Source organism: Corynebacterium halotolerans (assembly GCF_050107895.1).
GTDB classification, from domain to species: Bacteria; Actinomycetota; Actinomycetes; order Mycobacteriales; family Mycobacteriaceae; genus Corynebacterium; species Corynebacterium halotolerans_B.
Map to the genome: position 1 here is coordinate 1 of NZ_JBNILW010000052.1, position 434 is coordinate 434.

The following is a 434-nucleotide window of genomic DNA, read 5'->3' on the forward strand; positions in this document are numbered from 1 at the left end:
CAGGTCCTATTAAACATCCACTAATCGAACAATACGATGTTAGTACAGAAAAATTAATGCTTGTAACACAAAATAAAGCTTTTCATATAGAAGAATTTACAACAACGCCTCTACTCGTTTTTAACCAAGGATGCGGATACCGTTCCAAACTAGAACGATGGCTGAAAGACGAAGGTTTGCTACCAAAAAGAATTATGGAATTCAATATATTAGAGACAATATTAAACAGCGTTGCACTCGGCCTCGGAATTACACTCGTACCACAGTCTGCTGTCCATCATCTTTCTAAAGCAGGTAAGGTGCATTGTCATGCAATTCCTGAAAAATACGGCAGTATTTCAACGGTTTTCATACGCCGCAAAGATAGCTATATGACGAATTCAATGCGTAGTTTTTTAAAAACAATTGAAGAACATCATCATATCAATATGCTG

1 protein-coding gene is annotated in these 434 nt (G+C 36.6%); it reads left to right on the forward strand.

What is annotated here, in order from left to right; translation table 11 throughout:
- Positions 1-8: 8 nt before the first annotated feature.
- Positions 9-434 (forward strand): LysR substrate-binding domain-containing protein (locus ACQCVD_RS15510; RefSeq protein ID WP_426824677.1); only part of this gene is annotated, 426 nt, incomplete at its 3' end.